This is a genomic window from Muribaculum sp., assembly GCF_029051885.1.
In the GTDB taxonomy this organism is placed as follows: domain Bacteria; phylum Bacteroidota; class Bacteroidia; order Bacteroidales; family Muribaculaceae; genus Muribaculum.
Genome location: NZ_JAIDKI010000114.1, coordinates 1 through 14,392 on the forward strand (window position 1 = coordinate 1; position 14,392 = coordinate 14,392).

11 protein-coding genes and 2 tRNA genes are annotated in these 14,392 nt (G+C 49.1%); 6 read left to right on the forward strand and 7 right to left on the reverse strand.

Annotated features, from left to right (window positions below; all coding sequences use genetic code 11):
• Positions 1 to 163 precede the first annotated feature (163 nt).
• The 5 genes from K2I50_RS05025 to K2I50_RS05045 form a co-directional block, all read right to left on the reverse strand.
• Positions 164 to 1,390 carry a glycoside hydrolase family 10-like protein gene (locus K2I50_RS05025; RefSeq protein ID WP_301025127.1) on the reverse strand — a complete coding sequence of 409 codons (1,227 nt, stop codon included), beginning with the start codon at positions 1,388 to 1,390 and terminating at the stop codon, positions 164 to 166.
• Entirely contained in the window at positions 1,377 to 2,153 is a 777-nt protein-coding gene (gene lpxA, locus K2I50_RS05030; protein ID WP_301025128.1) for an acyl-ACP--UDP-N-acetylglucosamine O-acyltransferase, read from the reverse strand. The genes K2I50_RS05025 and lpxA overlap by 14 nt, the downstream gene beginning before the upstream one ends.
• Before the next feature lie 14 nt (positions 2,154 to 2,167).
• A complete protein-coding gene (locus tag K2I50_RS05035) occupies positions 2,168 to 3,550 on the reverse strand; it encodes a bifunctional UDP-3-O-[3-hydroxymyristoyl] N-acetylglucosamine deacetylase/3-hydroxyacyl-ACP dehydratase (protein ID WP_301025129.1) in 1,383 nt (460 codons plus the stop codon).
• Positions 3,551 to 3,618: 68 nt separating this feature from the next.
• Entirely contained in the window at positions 3,619 to 4,653 is a 1,035-nt protein-coding gene (gene lpxD, locus K2I50_RS05040) for a UDP-3-O-(3-hydroxymyristoyl)glucosamine N-acyltransferase (protein WP_367279087.1), read from the reverse strand.
• Positions 4,654 to 4,980: 327 nt separating this feature from the next.
• Complete coding sequence (locus K2I50_RS05045) at positions 4,981 to 5,307, reverse strand: TM2 domain-containing protein (RefSeq protein WP_301025130.1); 327 nt, start codon at positions 5,305 to 5,307, stop codon at positions 4,981 to 4,983.
• A gap of 699 nt (positions 5,308 to 6,006) precedes the next feature.
• On the opposite strand from K2I50_RS05045, the gene carA reads away from it, so the two are divergent.
• Both carA and carB read left to right on the forward strand, forming a co-directional pair.
• Positions 6,007 to 7,077: a glutamine-hydrolyzing carbamoyl-phosphate synthase small subunit gene (gene carA, locus K2I50_RS05050; protein WP_301025131.1), complete on the forward strand. Its 1,071-nt coding sequence runs from the start codon at positions 6,007 to 6,009 to the stop codon at positions 7,075 to 7,077.
• Between the two features lie 5 nt (positions 7,078 to 7,082).
• Positions 7,083 to 10,331, forward strand: a complete 3,249-nt coding sequence (gene carB, locus K2I50_RS05055) for a carbamoyl-phosphate synthase (glutamine-hydrolyzing) large subunit (RefSeq protein WP_301025132.1) — start codon at positions 7,083 to 7,085, stop codon at positions 10,329 to 10,331.
• Positions 10,332 to 10,427: 96 nt separating this feature from the next.
• On the opposite strand, the gene K2I50_RS05060 is transcribed toward carB, so the two are convergent.
• Together K2I50_RS05060 and mltG are read right to left on the reverse strand one after the other, a co-directional pair.
• Positions 10,428 to 10,676: a putative signal transducing protein gene (locus K2I50_RS05060; protein WP_301025133.1), complete on the reverse strand. Its 249-nt coding sequence runs from the start codon at positions 10,674 to 10,676 to the stop codon at positions 10,428 to 10,430.
• 11 nt (positions 10,677 to 10,687) lie between these two features.
• Entirely contained in the window at positions 10,688 to 11,710 is a 1,023-nt protein-coding gene (gene mltG / locus K2I50_RS05065) for an endolytic transglycosylase MltG (protein ID WP_301025134.1), read from the reverse strand.
• Positions 11,711 to 12,128: 418 nt separating this feature from the next.
• Here mltG and K2I50_RS05070 point away from each other — a divergent pair, with 418 nt between their 5' ends.
• The 4 genes from K2I50_RS05070 to K2I50_RS05085 all read left to right on the forward strand — a co-directional run bounded on the left by K2I50_RS05070 (position 12,129) and on the right by K2I50_RS05085 (position 14,389).
• Complete coding sequence (locus K2I50_RS05070) at positions 12,129 to 12,695, forward strand: Crp/Fnr family transcriptional regulator (RefSeq protein ID WP_301025137.1); 567 nt, start codon at positions 12,129 to 12,131, stop codon at positions 12,693 to 12,695.
• Positions 12,696 to 12,852: 157 nt separating this feature from the next.
• Positions 12,853 to 14,013, forward strand: coding sequence for an acyltransferase family protein (locus K2I50_RS05075; RefSeq protein WP_301025135.1), 1,161 nt, complete (start codon positions 12,853 to 12,855; stop codon positions 14,011 to 14,013).
• A 183-nt stretch (positions 14,014 to 14,196) separates the two neighbouring features.
• A tRNA-Arg gene (locus K2I50_RS05080) sits at positions 14,197 to 14,270 on the forward strand.
• 45 nt (positions 14,271 to 14,315) lie between these two features.
• Positions 14,316 to 14,389, forward strand: a tRNA-Arg gene (locus K2I50_RS05085).
• The last annotated feature ends 3 nt before the right edge of the window (positions 14,390 to 14,392 follow it).

Here is a 14,392-nt window from a genome sequence, read left to right on the forward strand (position 1 = left end):
TACTTCCATTTTTATATATTGTATAATATTATGTTTTAGTGATTCTGCAATGAACCGAATATCTTGTCAAAGTTAGTCAATTTCACTTCCAGCCACAAATTTTGACCTTACAAATTGCATACTTTTTTTATCTACCGGCATGCTATCAGACAATGTGCATCCGTCATTCTGTGATACGGGAAAACCATGGAAGAGGTGCGGGCGACATAAATATTTTGTCGCAAAGACGGGTGTAAAGCCTTTTAGCCTTGGTATCGTTGCCGACTACATGCTCGGCACGGAAAAAGACAACTCCGCTCACACCGTTCATTTTCCTGGCCTTCGTTATCTGATCTACAATCACTTCATCGCTCCATCCTGCATCCATCATCTTGTAAGCGGCAAGGCCGGCAGCTACAGGAGCTGAATGAGCAACCTCTCGCGCCCAGGTCTCAAGATTGACAGAATAGCCGAATTTCTCATCCCAATACATCTGCGGGGCGATAAAATCATGATGCCCTGAAGAAATCCATTCTACAGGATCCTGATAAAACGAATCATAAGCAGTTGAATTACGCAACTTCCCGACATTCTTATATGTGCCGATAGGCGCCGAGCCTACCATCATGTCGGGTCGCTCTTCAGTGACCATATCATACAATTCAGCGACAAAGCTATTGAGATTGGAACGACGCCATTCGGCAAGCGACATACGCTTAGGCGCATATCTCTTGTGTGTATGGCTGTCGGGGAAGTCAGCGCCGGGATAACGGGTGTAGTCAAGGCTCAGTCCGTCGAAGTCGTAAGCGCGCACAAGTTCGCGATAAAGTTCCACAAGCCATTTACGGTTGTCAGGAACTCCCGGGTCAAGCCATAGTGTACCGTGATAGCTCACACAATACTTGCGCCGTGATTGTCCGGGATGCTTTACAGCATTGTCCTTGTAACGGGCAATATGTGAAGTCGCCCCCATACGGAACGGAACTATCCATGCATGACACTCCATACGGCGCTTATGACACTCGTCAATCACGAAGCGGCACACATCAAAATCAAGGTCGGCACTCCCGTTGCCTGTGACGGCCTCCATGGCCGGTTCCCGACGCGATTTCCAAAGTACATCGCCGTTGGCCTGTACCTGAAACAGCACAAGATTGAAATTGGCCTTCTCCAGCCTGTCGAGCATCTCTACAAGAGCCTTTTTCTGGGCCTCGGCACCTTTTGCGCCACGCGGCCAGTCGAGACCGCCATTAGTAGTAAGCCACACACCTCTTATTTCGGGAGATACCGCAGGATTCTCTGCGGCCGCCGGCATGCCGCCTACCAAAAGGACAAGCATGACCATGGCTGCCGACACTATATTAAGAGCGGCAGCCATGATATTATCAATGCGGTATTTATACGTAGCCACGGATGATGCCTCGCTTGGCATTGCGCACGAAAAGGATAATCTCGTCACGCTCTTTTGTGGCGGGAAGTTCGGCCTCAATGCGGTCAATGGCATCCGAGAAATTCATGCCCGACAGATAGAGATAGCGGTATATTTCCTGAATCTCGCTAATCTGCTCGTTGGTAAAGTTGCGTCGACGCAGACCGATAGAGTTCACACCGGCATATGCAATCGGGTCGCGACCGGCCTTTACAAACGGAGGGATGTCCTTGTTGACCAAGGCTCCGCCCTGAAGCATCACATGAGGACCGATATGGCAGAACTGATGCACAAGAGCACCGCCACCGATTACGGCATAATTGTCGACCTGCACCTCGCCGGCCAACTGCACGGCATTTGACATGATGACATTGTCGCCTACCACACAGTCGTGGGCTACATGGCAGTAAGCCATAATCAGACAGTTGCTGCCGACTACGGTCTTTCCTTTGGCGGCAGTGCCGCGGTTGACGGTTACAAACTCTCGGATGGTGGTATTATCGCCAATGATTGCGGTAGTATCCTCACCCTTGTATTTAAGATCCTGCGGCACAGCACCGATTACAGCGCCGGGGAATATCGTACAGTTTTTGCCGATACGCGCACCTTCCATGATGGTCACATTGCTGCCGATACGTGTGCCTTCTCCGATTTCCACATTCTGGTCGATAGTGACAAACGGGTCAATCACCACACTCGGAGCAATCTTGGCGGCCGGATGCACATAGGCTAACGGTTGTTTCATATGTCAGTGTGTTTTTATTTATTTTTGATTACCTGAGCCATAAATTCGCATTCGGTGACAATCTTATCGCCAACGAAAGCATAGCCTTTCATCACAGCGCAACCACGGCGCAGCGGAGTCATAAAGCTGACATGGAACAGAAGTGTATCTCCGGGGACAACCTTGTTGCGGAACTTCACATTGTCAATCTTCATGAAGTATGTAGAGTATTTCTCGGGATCATCCACAGTACTCAGCACCAGCAGACCACCTGTCTGAGCCATAGCCTCGACCTGAAGCACACCGGGCATCACCGGCTCCTGGGGGAAATGTCCCTGGAAGAACGGCTCGTTGCCGCTGACATTCTTCAGACCCACAATATGGCTGTCGCCTACCTCGATTACCTTATCGACAAGAAGGAAAGGATAGCGGTGGGGCAACAATTCGCGGATACGGTTTACATCCATTATAGGTTCGGCCGACGGATTGTAGATTGGAGCCTGCACATCCTGGCGCTTGATTTCTTTGCGAATCTTCTTGGAGAATACAGTGTTGAGAGAGTGTCCGGGGCGAGTAGCGATAATCTTGCCTTTCAGAGGACGTCCAATAAGAGCTATATCGCCAAGTACATCAAGGAGTTTGTGGCGAGCCGGCTCATTGTCGCAGGTGAGAGGTATATTATTGATATATCCGAATTCGTTTACATTCTTGTGGGGCACGCCCATGAGATCGGCCAGACGGTCGAGCTCGGCCTGCTCCATCGGGCTATCGTAAATCACGATGGCATTGTCGAGGTCGCCACCCTTTATAAGGTTGTTCTTGACCAGCGGCTCTACCTCACGCACGAATACAAATGTGCGGCTTGCGGAAATCTCCTTGGGAAATTCAGCAAGGTTGTCAAGTGTGGCATACTGATTATTGAGCACCGGAGAGTCAAAATCAATCATCACATCAATAGAGAAGTCGTCGTCGGGCAATACAACGAGAGATGCGCCTGTTGCCTCATCGCGCACCTCGATTTTCTGGCGTACAATATAGTAGTCCTTCTCCATAGCCTGCTCCTTGATGCCGACTTGTGAGATTTTCTCACAATATTCCTTTGCCGAACCATCGAGAATAGGGATTTCAGGAGCATTGACTTTTATCAGACAGTTGTCGATGCCTGCCGCATACAGAGCTGCGAGGGCATGCTCTATGGTGCTTATTTTTATATCACCTTTAGCCACTACGGTACCACGCTGGGTAGCGATTACATTTTCAGCTACAGCATCAATTACAGGTTCGCCATCGAGGTCAGTACGCTGTATCTTGTAGCCATGTCCTTCGGGAGCAGGGCAAAACTCGGCGTCAATCATAAGACCGGTATGAAGCCCTTTGCCATGTACCTTAAAGGAATCGTTGAGTGTACACTGTTTCATTTTCGGAATTTATTTCGAGGAGTATAATTTATTAACTGTATTTTCCTAATCGATATTTCACCGCGTCATCAGCGGTCGGTGTCAGAGAGGCGCTTTTCAATATCCGCTACACGTCGGTACAGAGCCGAGAGATTGCGGATATTAATGGTCTGACGGGCGAATTCGCCATATTCCACCGCCGGATAACCCATAATGCGGGCACCATCAGGTGTGCTCTTGCTTATTCCCGACTGCGCTCCAATCTGTACATTGTCGCCTATATGCAGATGTCCGGCAAATCCTACCTGACCTCCTACCATACACCCACGGCCTACTTTTGTCGACCCGGCGATACCACTCTGAGATGCCATCACCGTATTATCACCGACCTCGCAGTTGTGGGCCACCTGTATGAGATTGTCAAGTTTCACACCGTTGCCGATACGGGTGCTACCCATGACGGCGCGATCAATAGCTGTATTGGCGCCAATCTCCACATCGTCACCGATAACGACATTGCCAAGCTGAGGAATCTTGTTGTACACACCATCGGTAGGAGCGAATCCGAATCCATCGGCGCCCACCACCGCACCACTGTGAACAATACAGCGCGAACCAATCTTACAGCCATGATAGACCTTCACTCCGGGATAGAGCACAGTACCCTCCCCTATTTCGACACCGGCGCCGACAAATACCTGGGGATATATCTTGACTCCTTTGCCGATTTTCGCGCCGGCCGACACATAGGCAAAAGCTCCGATATATACATCCTCCGCCATTTCTACGCCTTCGCCAACAAATGACGGCTGTTCAATGCCTGAAGGATGCGGTGCAGTCATGGCTGCTACCATCTGCAACAGCTGGGCTATGGTGGCATATGGATCGTCGACTCTTATAAGCGTGGCTTCTATAGGACGCTCGGCGACAAAATCGCGACGCACAAGCACAATAGAGCTTTGCGTATCGTATATATAATGGGAATATTTCGGATTAGCTAAGAACGAAAGTGCACCTCTATGTCCCTCCTCGATTTTAGCGAATGTAGAAACGGCTACATTGCCGTCGCCCTCTACTGTACCACCGACAAGTGACGCAATCTGATTGGCTGAGAATTCCATCATTAGGCTGTTAAAAAAGTTTTAATGCGCAAATTTGCACATTTTTTTTAAGAAAATCGGCATAAATGGTCGAAAAAACGCCGCCGACAATCTGAATACAGCACAAACGTCCAAAAGAACTCGCACAAATGACACGTAGCCCCGCCTTATGTCGACGTAAAAGCATCGACGGCGGAGCTACGCACCCATGAATGGATTACATTAATCGCACAATATCAATATACGTCAAAAAAACGATATGTTGCATATCGATAACGGAATTAACATCCACTATAAAGTATACCCCGGCGGCCCATTCATGGCTATAAACCAACCGCCGGGGTTATTAAGTTAGAACAACGGGAAAGTGGAGGCGGTTGCCTCATATTTGCGCTCGAAGTCCTCAGGCGTCATCACCAACATAAGAATGCCCTGGATGAGCCAAAGAATACTCGGAAGGCCACACAATACCCATGTGCCTATGAGAGCTATGATACCTGCGGTAGTCTTCCCGAGGTAGAAATACTGAACACCGAAACCACCCAGGAATATAGCCAGAAGCCCACACACACCGCGGCTCTTGCCGTAGCGGTCGGTAGCAAACATATCGTTGGACTGGGGAGGATTGGGATACTGACCTCCCGTGTTAGGGTTAGAATAATTGTTGTTCTGATTCATTGAAGTAAGATTTTAAACGTGATTGAATGCAAACACTATAACAAAAGTACACATAATATCTGTATATGCAAAATTAAAAAAACTGTTTAAGAGCTTCTTTTAATAATAAATGTTGTCGCCAGGGTCGTATGGCTTGAGACGATTTTCGACATATGACGAAGGGGTGACTTTATGTACACAACTGAGGAACAGGGCGAAAAGCGACCAAGACATACGAGACAAACGGTAATTTTACAATCACTCAATCTCTTGCTGACTATTGAAACAAATGCAAAAATTCATCACCGATAAATTACCTCCCATCATCTCTTTGGGATTTGTTCAACTATCAAGCCCCCCAAAAACTCCATCATCGCAAACAAAATACACCCGGCGCCCGGGCGTCCCGACGTCGGCATTTATCGGGGAACGTGGGTTAATATTTATTCAGTCCTTGACCACTATTGCCCCTATCAATTCCACATTGAAGATGCGCGAATTTTCAATAAAAAGCAAAGTGAATGTGATAAATAGACAGACAAAGCAAGTCATATTTCCTCAAGGATAGAGAGCAGGCGCAAGATTTCCTCAAGATTTTTGCCACCATAATGCAATATTTCCTTTCAAAAAACGCATCTTATCAGATTATTTCTTTAACTTTGCGCGGTTTTAGCCAACTACTGCAACCTTTTGATTTTTCATCAAAGAAAATGTAAACCTATGCGCGATATTAAAAAGGCATCACTCGTGCTGGAAGATGGCATCATATTCCATGGCAAATCATTTGGATATGAGGCTTCGACTGCCGGCGAAGTAGTGTTCAACACGGCAATGACAGGCTACCCTGAAAGCCTCACCGACCCATCCTATGAAGGACAGATTCTCGTAACTACTTTCCCCATCCTTGGCAACTATGGTGTGCCTCCGCGCAGGGAAAAAGACGATGTCAGCGAATATTACGAGAGCGATCATATACACGCCAAAGCAATAATAGCCCAGGATTATTCGTGGGACCATTCCCACTGGCAAGCCGACCGAAGCCTATCGGAATGGCTGCGGGAGGAAAATATACCGGGAATATACGGAATCGACACCCGAGCCTTGACAAAACACCTGCGCGAGCATGGCTCTATGCTCGGAAAGATAATCGTGGACGGATGCACCGACATTCCATTCTACAACCCCAATCTGGAAAATCTTGTAGCCAAGGTAAGTTGCCGCGGTGTCGAGGTGCATGGCGAAGGCCCACGCACAGTGGTATTGGTAGACTGTGGTGTAAAGCACAACATCATACGCTGTCTTACCCGCCGAGGAGTAAGGGTGGTACGTGTGCCCTGGGACTATGACTTCACGTCGATACCCTACGACGGACTCTTCATATCCAACGGCCCCGGAAATCCCGACATGGTAGATGTCACAGTCGACAATATCCGTAAGGCTATGCAGACAGGCAAGCCGATATGCGGCATATGCATGGGCAACCAACTGCTGGCGCGTGCTGCCGGAGCATCCACCTACAAACTCCCCTACGGACACCGCAGCCACAATCAGCCAGTGCGCCGTGCCGGAACCGACAAATGCTACATCACCTCCCAGAACCACGGTTTCGCAGTAGACAGCTCTACCCTACCCTCCGACTGGGAACCGCTTTTCATCAACATGAATGACGGCACAAACGAAGGTATCCGCCACAAGTCGAAACCATTTTTCTCTGCCCAGTTCCACCCCGAAGCATCGTCGGGACCAAAGGATACGGAATTTCTATTTGATGAATTTATCAATATGCTCTAATCAAAATGGCTACCATACAGAATACAGATATATCTCTCCCTAAAAAAGTGTTGCTTCTTGGCAGCGGGGCACTTAAAATCGGCGAGGCCGGCGAATTTGACTATTCAGGCTCCCAGGCTCTGAAAGCCATGAAAGAGGAGGGAATCCATACCGTGCTCATCAATCCCAATATCGCCACAGTACAGACCTCCGAAGGCATTGCCGACACAATCTACTTCCTGCCGGTGACACCCTATTTTGTAGAGAAAGTCATAGAGAAAGAACGTCCCGACGGCATACTTCTTGCATTTGGCGGACAGACTGCCCTGAACTGCGGAGTAGAGCTACAGCAGTCAGGCGTACTCGAAAAATATGGTGTGAAAGTGCTCGGCACCCCGGTGCAAGCCATCATGGACACAGAGGACCGTGAACTGTTCGTAAAGAAACTCGACCAGATTAATGTAAAGACCATAAAAAGCGAAGCTGTAGGCTCGGTCGACGATGCCAAGAAAGCGGCAGCCTCACTCGGCTATCCGGTAATCGTGCGCGCCGCTTATGCGCTCGGAGGTCTCGGAAGCGGATTCTGCGACAACGAGCAGGAACTCGTCGAACTGGTGGAGAAAGCCCTGTCTTTTGCTCCGCAGGTGCTTGTCGAGAAGTCGCTGAAAGGATGGAAAGAGGTCGAATATGAAGTAGTGCGCGACCGATTCGACAACTGCATTACCGTATGCAACATGGAGAACTTCGACCCGCTCGGAATCCACACCGGCGAATCAATCGTTGTAGCTCCGTCGCAGACACTTTCCAACGAGGACTACCACTACCTGCGCAAACTCGCCATAAAAATCATACGCCACATAGGTATCGTAGGCGAATGCAACGTACAGTATGCCTTCGACCCGGCATCAATGGACTACCGCGTAATCGAAGTAAACGCACGACTGTCGCGCTCGTCGGCCCTTGCATCGAAGGCCACCGGATATCCGCTTGCATTTGTAGCCGCCAAACTCGGGCTCGGCTACGGCCTCTTCGACCTGAAGAATTCAGTCACCAAGGTGACTTCGGCTTTCTTCGAGCCGGCTCTCGACTATGTGGTAGTAAAGATTCCTCGCTGGGACCTTGGAAAGTTCCACGGCGTGAAGCGCGAAATCGGTTCTTCGATGAAATCAGTCGGAGAAGTAATGGCTATCGGACGCACATTCGAAGAAGCCATACAGAAAGGATTGCGCATGATAGGCCAGGGAATGCACGGATTTGTAGAGAACAAAGAGCTTAAAATCGATGATATCGACAAAGCGCTACGCGAGCCTACCGACAAACGCATATTCGTGATATCCAAGGCAATGCGCAAAGGATATACTGTAGACCAGATACACGAGCTTACAAAAATCGACAGATGGTTCCTCTACAAGCTGCATAATATCGTTGCGACGGCCGACGAGCTTGAGGCCTACAATTCACCCGATAGCCTGCCCGATGGCCTGCTGCGCCTGGCCAAGGAGCAAGGGTTCAGCGATTTCCAGATAGCCCGCGCAATATTCAAGAGCAATATCACATCCAATATAAAAGCGTCCGACGAGATTAGAGCCTTCCGCAAAGCATCGGGAATCGTACCGGTAGTAAAGCAAATCGACACACTCGGCGCAGAATATCCGGCACAGACCAACTATCTGTACCTTACATACAACGGTTCGGAGGATGATGTCAACTATCTCCATGACCACCGTTCGATAGTCGTGCTTGGCTCCGGAGCATATCGTATCGGAAGTTCGGTAGAATTCGACTGGTGCTCGGTCAACGCACTGATGACAGTCAAGCGCGAGGGATGGCGTTCGGTCATGATCAACTATAATCCGGAGACTGTGTCGACAGACTACGATATGTGCGACCGCCTTTACTTCGACGAGCTCACCTATGAGCGCGTAATGGACATACTCGAACTCGAGCAGCCACATGGAGTAATACTCTCGGTCGGCGGCCAGATACCCAACAACCTGGCCACTCGCCTCGACGACGCAAAAATTCCTATTCTCGGCACATCCGCGACATCTATCGACAACGCCGAGGACCGCCACAAATTCTCGGCCATGCTCGACCGTATCGGCGTGGACCAGCCTCGCTGGCGCGAACTCACATCGTTTGCCGACATCGAGGAGTTTATCGGTGAAGTGGGATTCCCTGTGCTCGTACGTCCGAGTTATGTACTGTCAGGAGCCGCCATGAACGTATGCTCCAACAACGAAGAGCTACAGCGCTTCCTCCGCCTTGCAGCCAATGTGTCGCAGGAACACCCTGTGGTCGTGACCGAGTTCATACAGTTTGCAAAGGAGATAGAGATGGACGCCGTGGCTCAGAACGGAGAGATAAAGGTATACGCCATCTCGGAGCATATCGAATTTGCCGGAGTACACTCCGGTGACGCCACTATACAGTTCCCGCCCCAGAAGCTCTATGTTGAGACCATCAGGCGTATCAAGAAAGTAAGCCAGAAGATAGCAAAGGCCCTCAACATATCAGGTCCGTTCAATATCCAGTTCCTCGCCAAAAACAATGATATAAAGGTCATCGAGTGTAATCTGCGTGCTTCGCGCTCTTTCCCATTTGTAAGCAAGGTGCTGAAACTCAACTTTATCGACATTGCCACACGCGTGATGCTCGGACTGGAGGTGGAGAAGCCCCACAAAAATGCATTCGACCTCGACTATGTAGGCATAAAGGCAAGCCAGTTCAGCTTCTCACGTCTGCAGGGTGCCGACCCGGTGCTCGGAGTAGACATGTCGTCGACAGGCGAAGTAGGATGTATCGGAGCCGACACTGATGAAGCCATCCTCAAGTCGATGCTTTCTGTAGGCCTGCGAATACCGTCAAAAGGCAAGGGAGTGCTGCTTTCTACAGGTACACCCAAGCAGAAAGCCGACATGCTCGAAGCCGCTCATGAACTCAACAACAACGGCTACCGGCTTTATGCCACCGGCGGTACCCATCAGTTCCTTACCGACAATGGCATACCCGCAGTGAAGGTATACTGGCCAAGCCAGCCCGACATGCAGCCCCAGGCACTCGAACTTCTCCATAACAAAGAAGTCGACCTCGTTGTCAATGTGCCCAAGAATCTCACAGAGACAGAACTTACCAACGGATACCGCATACGCCGCGCGGCTATCGACCTGAACATCTCGCTGCTGACAAATGCTCGCCTGGCATCGGCATTCATCGACGCGTTCACTCACCTTTCGCCCGATGACATAGAGATACGCCCATGGAATGCGTATTGATTGACATTCGGCAATCATCCAGACAACGCATCGGCTCCGTCGTAGCAATTACGACGGAGCCGATGTGCTTTATTTAGGAAGTCAATACTTGCCGATTCAATCATCGCCAGGCTCAGTGCCCGACATGAGCCTGCGGGCAAGCTCGAAATCTTTGCGACGCACCATCAGACGGAAGCTACCTACAGCCGGAATACCTCCGAGCAGAGTGCCCATGATAGAATTGTCGACAATGGCCGGCACGCCATTTGTCTCGAGCACACCCATGGCTATATATGCGTCGGAACTGTTGCCATACTCTTTATAAAGGACAAGGTCATTGCCTGTTGTGTCGGAGAATACTTCCATATGGGTAGGTATTATTTAATATTGCGGAGATTCAGAGCGCGATGGTATGCCGCGGCATTGCGGTTGTGTGTGGCCAGGTCGCGGGCAAACAGATGCCGTCCCGAAAAATCAGGCGACGCACACATATAAATATAGTCGTGCGGCTTACTCTGGAGCAGGGCGTCAATCGTAGCCCGTTCAGGCATACGTATCGGACCGGGAGGCAATCCCGTGCGCTTATATGTATTATAAGGAGAAACCACTCCAAGATGTTTACCGGTAATACGCCTTATTGAAAAATCGCCTACAGCATACTTCACAGTCGGGTCGGCCTGAAGCGGCATGCCGCGTTGCAGCCTGTTGAGATAAAGCCGCGCCACGACACCACGCTCATCCTTCCTGTTGGTCTCCTCCTCGGCTATGCTGGCAATTATCGACGCCTGGGCCGGTGTAATACCAAGAGCCGACGCCTTTGCACGGCGTTCCTCTGTCCAGAACCGGCCATGCGACTTTACAAGCGCAGACACAACATCGCCGGCCGGAGCCGTCCAGTAAAACTCGTATGTATCGGGGAAGAATGCTCCTATGTATTCGGCAGTCCTGTATCCTTTAGCAGAAAGCACACTGTCGATTGCCGACATTATGCTCGCCGAATCCGCCTCCAGCCGCGCCGACATACGCCCGGCAAACTGAGGAAGGAGCCGCACATTATTGAATGTCAGTTTAACCGGAGTCTGCGCTCCGCGCGATATGCGTTTAAATATATCCAACGACCGGGTTCCCGGTTCTATCCTGTATGCGCCATGCGCCACAGAGGGCGATGCTCCATAATGACGCCATAATGTTGCAGCCCGCCGACCGCATTTGCCGAGGTCACGCGAAAGAATAGCCGAAACCGAATCGGCATCACAACCTTTAGGGATAAACACCCAGCATGGCTCCTCACCGTCATACTTAGCCCCGGCATATGCTCTCCACACTATTGATGCGGCTACAGCAATAAGCACTATTACAGACACTGCCAGAACTATCAGCTTTTTCCGTTGAATTTTCATAATTTAGAGCTTGTTTATTATTCAGGAAACTGTTTACTTGCAGGCCTTTGTTATTATCCATATCACAAAAATCCGGCAGATATGAGGTGATATCTTAGACACTCTCCTAATCCAAACAATTTCTATGAAATACAAAGATAACAACTTTCATATAATTCTTGCATCGCGACCAATGATATTGTATTTTTGTAACAGATAAGTAAGTCGTAAAAATTATTACGTATATGAATACTTTTAAAACTTTATATTTCAGGCGGAGTCTTTTTTCCGCTGTTCCCTCTCTTCGTCAGTCGTGTAGCTCGCTACACTCCTTCCTCATTGAGGAAAAATCAATCAAAAATCTTCTCGCCGGAAATATAAAATAATTTTTACGACTTACTTATGCTCCACCCGTTTTTTCATGACTGAATTATCCGAAATACCTAATATAATAGCATTCATCCGCAATGCATGGCCCGTAAGCGACACCACTCTCAGGCAACTTGCCGAAATACTTGTACGTAAGGACTTTCCACGGAGGGGCATTATCGTAGGAGCCCACACACAATGCGGTCGTGCATACTTCATCGAAGAGGGCATGACGCGCAGCTATTGGCTCGTCGACGGCGAAGAGTTTACCACATCGTTTTCCACCGAGGGCAGCATCGTGTTCAGCATGGACGAGGTATACTACGGATTACCGAGCGAAGAATATGTCGAAGCCGTCGACCCGGTAAAAGCATACTCTATAGATATAACCCGTCTTATGAATATGATTGAAACCGACATCGGTATGTGCAACTGGTGGAGTAAGATACATCAGGACGAGTACCGGCGCATACACCGTTCACATAAGGAGCGGCTCACGCTGCCTGCACGGGAAAGATATATCGAGTTTTCAAACCAGTTTCCCGAGGTATGCCGGCGTGCACGACTCGGCGACATAGCCTCGTATCTCGGCATCACCCAAGCGACACTAAGCCGCATCCGAGCATTACGTGAATAATATACTTGCACATTTTGTCCTGCATCAAAAAATCAATTCTTATATTGGTGTAAATTTGCGCAATCATTATCAATCAAAAGTAAGTCGTAAAAATTATTACGTATATGAATACTTTTAAAACTTTACGACTTACTTAATCAGAAACAACCGCACATCAATGACTTCAACTTCCGCCATACAGCCGGAGACCTCCTCACAACCCCGCTATGAAATACTCGACGGACTGCGCGGGGTAGCCGCAGTACTTGTAATACTTTACCATTTCGGTGAAGGCTTTGCCACATCTCCTGTCGACCAGATGATGAACCACGGATATCTGGCAGTAGACTTCTTCTTCGTATTGTCAGGATTCGTAATAGGCTATGCCTACGACCGTCGATGGAAAAACAACGGAATGACTACAGGCCGCTTCATGCTCCGGCGATTGATAAGACTACAGCCGATGGTTGTACTTAGTGTCATACTCGGTGCAGCAGCATACCTGCTTCAGGGGAGTGTACAATGGGATGGTACGCCTGTGCCGTTCCATTGGGTATTGGTAGCGCTCGTACTTGGTTTGTTCATGATACCGGTGCTGCCGGGGGCTGCGGCCGATGTGAGAGGCAACGGTGAGATGTTCCCGCTCAATGGCCCGTCATGGTCGCTGTTTTTTGAATATATCGGTAGCCTGATGTATGCCGTCGTTCTACACCGCCTTTCGAAAAACGGTCTACGTGCAGTTGTGGCGATATCAGGAATCGGGCTGGCGGCGTGCGCGCTATTAAACATGTCGGGAGCCTATCATCTTGGAGTAGGCTGGTCTATAGCCGATATGGGATGGCTTGGCGGATTCCTGCGTCTGTCATTCTCTTTCGGCATCGGTCTGATGCTCACCCGCAATTTCCGACCTATGCGCATACGGGGAGCATTCTGGATATGTGCGGCACTGATTACGGTGCTTATGTCATGTCCATATATCGGGTCGACCGACGGCAATCCATCCATCGTCAACGGAGTTTACGACATAATCTGCACACTCTTCATATTTCCCGCAATAGTTTATATAGGCGCTTGCGGCACTACCTCCGATATATTTTCAAGAAAAGTGTGCGGATTCTTAGGAGAGATATCCTATCCTGTATACATCATACACTATCCTGTCATGTACATGTTCTATGCCTGGGTATGGAACAACGGTATCACTCTGCCCGAGGCATGGCCGGTATGTACGGCATTATTTGTCGGAATCATCCTTGAAGCATGGATAGCCATGAGATGGTATGACACACCTGTACGCAGATATCTGTCGAAAAAATTGCTCTACAACCACAACGCTTAACACCTATCAAACAGAGCGTTACAACTGATATACCGGAATTGTCTGATTAAAAATATTTCAGACAATTCCGGACATCAAAAAAATTGGTTGTAAAAATTTGGATATTTCACACAATATATCTACCTTTGCAATCGCAAAAAGGGATAAGAGAATCCCCTCGGGATAAGCATCCCATGCAAAAATGGTTCGCTAGCTCAACTGAATAGAGCATCTGACTACGGATCAGAAGGTTACAGGTTTGAATCCTGTGCGAATCACTCAACATCGGCAACAACATTACCGGTGGCCGTAAAAGGCAACACGGTTCGCTAGCTCAACTGAATAGAGCATCTGACTACGGATCAGAAGGTTACAGGTTTGAATCCTGTGCGAATCACTC

What these genes read in the sequence shown, in the direction of transcription:
- K2I50_RS05035 (WP_301025129.1), bottom strand. Translation starts at nt 3,550, where the DNA reads ATGAAACAGTGTACACTCAACGATTCCTTTAAGGTACATGGCAAAGGG.
- lpxD (WP_367279087.1), bottom strand. Translation starts at nt 4,653, where the DNA reads ATGATGGAATTCTCAGCCAATCAGATTGCGTCACTTGTCGGTGGTACA.
- K2I50_RS05060 (WP_301025133.1), bottom strand. Translation starts at nt 10,676, where the DNA reads ATGGAAGTATTCTCCGACACAACAGGCAATGACCTTGTCCTTTATAAA.
- carB (WP_301025132.1), top strand. Translation starts at nt 7,083, where the DNA reads ATGGCTACCATACAGAATACAGATATATCTCTCCCTAAAAAAGTGTTG.
- carA (WP_301025131.1), top strand. Translation starts at nt 6,007, where the DNA reads ATGCGCGATATTAAAAAGGCATCACTCGTGCTGGAAGATGGCATCATA.
- K2I50_RS05075 (WP_301025135.1), top strand. Translation starts at nt 12,853, where the DNA reads ATGACTTCAACTTCCGCCATACAGCCGGAGACCTCCTCACAACCCCGC.
- lpxA (WP_301025128.1), bottom strand. Translation starts at nt 2,153, where the DNA reads ATGAAACAACCGTTAGCCTATGTGCATCCGGCCGCCAAGATTGCTCCG.
- K2I50_RS05045 (WP_301025130.1), bottom strand. Translation starts at nt 5,307, where the DNA reads ATGAATCAGAACAACAATTATTCTAACCCTAACACGGGAGGTCAGTAT.
- mltG (WP_301025134.1), bottom strand. Translation starts at nt 11,710, where the DNA reads ATGAAAATTCAACGGAAAAAGCTGATAGTTCTGGCAGTGTCTGTAATA.